Here is a 1,977-nt window from a genome sequence, read left to right on the forward strand (position 1 = left end):
GCAGCGTGCCGATAGAAGCCCCTGAGCCATGACCAGTAAAGTCACCCAAAAACACATACAAACCGCCAGATGGGCTGGGCGCGGGAAGTAAAATATCGCCATAAAAGGTGGAGGCCGGTGCTATGTGGCTGCTCAAGCTTTCGCAGTTACTGAGATTGTGCTCTAACGCCTTATTAAATATGTGAGCCACAATGTTTTGCTCGCGCTGCCAACGACTGTTGTGCAGGGTGAGTTCAGCATTGTTTTTAGTGATGACTTTAGTGAGTTCACGAATACGCATGTGTGCGGCAATCTTGGCCTTTAGTACCGCATCGTTATAGGGCTTGGATAAAAAATCATCCCCCCCGGATTCCAGACATTGACTGAGCGCCTTATCGTCATCCAGAGCCGTTAGGAAGATAATGGGCACATAATTGCCATCGGATTGAATCGCTTTAATTTGCTTGGTGGCTTCCAGGCCATCCATCTCCGGCATCATCACATCCATCAACACTATATCAACATCATGTTTCTGGTAGGCCTCCACAGCCTGTTCACCGTCCTCGGCCTCGACAATTTCGTGGCCCTCGTCTTCCAGTAACCACGTGAGAATGGCCCGGTTAGTGGCTTGGTCGTCAACCACCAATACCTTCATCTATAGATTCCCTTCATAAATAGCCATTGATTAGACAAATTTAAATTTTTTATCGAAATGCGTGATTGTAAAAATTTTCATGAGGTTGGGCTGGCAATTGCGAATTTCTATGGTGCAATCCTCGCTACCCAGATGATTTTTCATGTTCAGCAACATGCCTAATGCCGAGCTGTCTATGTACTCGGTCTCGGCCAAATCCACTGCAAACTGCGAATCGCTACCGGCTAACGAGCTGTACGAATCACGAAATTCCTGCAATATATTAAAGTCAAAACGACCACTGATGGAGATGGTCATCTGGGATCCCTGCTGATTTATGCTTACGTTTGACATACCATTTCCTTTTTAAGTCGAACTCCATCTTAGAATAGATGCATAATAGAATTTTGCGCACTATTGAGTCACTTTCTCGTTCGGATAGACGATGCGCACACACCATAGGACTCGTTTTGAAAGAAACACTTCATAGCAGCCCCCTGATCAAGGGGCTACTCATTGCACTGGGCTGGATAAGCGTCGTGCTAGGGGTATTGGGAATATTTTTACCGGTATTGCCCACCACCCCATTTTTGCTGTTGGCGGCGGCCTGTTTTATGCGCTCCAGTCCAAAATTTTATAGCTGGCTGGTGGAGCACCCTAAATTGGGCAGCTATATACTGCACTACCTAAAAGGTGAGGGGATTCCCAGGCGAGCAAAGTGGATGGCCATCGGCATGATCTGGCTATCCATCGGGTTTTCGGCCTGGTTTGTGGTGCCCATATTATGGGTGAAAGGACTGCTACTGGCCATTGCCTGCGCGGTGAGTATCTATATCCTGCGCCAACCCACCCTGGAGGTGGATGGCTAGTTACGCTGATACAAAAACGGCTAGCGCAACCACACCTCTACTCGGCGATTTTTTACCTTACCGCTGCTGCTCTTATAAGAGGCCAGCGGATTAAATTCCCCATAGCCAGTGCTAAGTTTGGCATATACCCCTAAACGGGCCAGCTCACGGCGCACCGCCATGGCTCTTAGCTTGGACAATAATTTAGAGCGTTGTGCATTTTTTCGTTTGTCGCCAAAGCCAATCAGTATGAGCTCTTTAGGCTCTTTTTGTTGCTTGATAAAATGCACCAAACGCTGCACATCTTTACTGGCCTTGTTGTCCAGCTTGGCACTGCCTGACTTAAATCGAAAATTAACACTCAACCTCTGATTGCCCCGCACAATTTGCAAATATTCCCTGGGTAAGGAATCCGCCAGCACGGTATTCATGGCCGCCACATTTTGGGAAATAAAACCCTGGTGCCGCACTATGTTCTGCCCCTCTATGCCTTGCACAAATGCAATAAATTCTGCC

4 protein-coding genes are annotated in these 1,977 nt (G+C 47.6%); 1 reads left to right on the plus strand and 3 read right to left on the minus strand.

All coding sequences use genetic code 11. The features are described from left to right. A partial coding sequence (locus tag DWA01_RS00050; protein ID WP_136057620.1) for a response regulator occupies positions 1 to 634 on the minus strand: 634 nt, incomplete at its 3' end. Between the two features lie 30 nt (positions 635 to 664). After that, positions 665 to 967 (minus strand): STAS domain-containing protein, encoded by a 303-nt coding sequence (locus tag DWA01_RS00055; RefSeq protein ID WP_114283606.1) that lies wholly within the window; start codon positions 965 to 967, stop codon positions 665 to 667. Positions 968 to 1,083: 116 nt separating this feature from the next. On the opposite strand from DWA01_RS00055, the gene DWA01_RS00060 reads away from it, so the two are divergent. Continuing rightward, positions 1,084 to 1,482: a YbaN family protein gene (locus DWA01_RS00060; RefSeq protein WP_235008375.1), complete on the plus strand. Its 399-nt coding sequence runs from the start codon at positions 1,084 to 1,086 to the stop codon at positions 1,480 to 1,482. A gap of 20 nt (positions 1,483 to 1,502) precedes the next feature. On the opposite strand, the gene DWA01_RS00065 is transcribed toward DWA01_RS00060, so the two are convergent. After that, positions 1,503 to 1,977: OmpA family protein (locus tag DWA01_RS00065; RefSeq protein WP_136057621.1), on the minus strand; the 475-nt coding region annotated here is incomplete at its 5' end.

It is taken from the genome of Candidatus Halocynthiibacter alkanivorans, from assembly GCF_003333265.1.
Taxonomy (GTDB): Bacteria; Pseudomonadota; Alphaproteobacteria; order Rhodobacterales; family Rhodobacteraceae; genus Halocyntiibacter_A; species Halocyntiibacter_A alkanivorans.

Bases quoted from the DNA above. Each gene is read 5' to 3' on its own strand.
- DWA01_RS00055 (WP_114283606.1), bottom strand. From the start codon at position 967: ATGTCAAACGTAAGCATAAATCAGCAGGGATCCCAGATGACCATCTCC.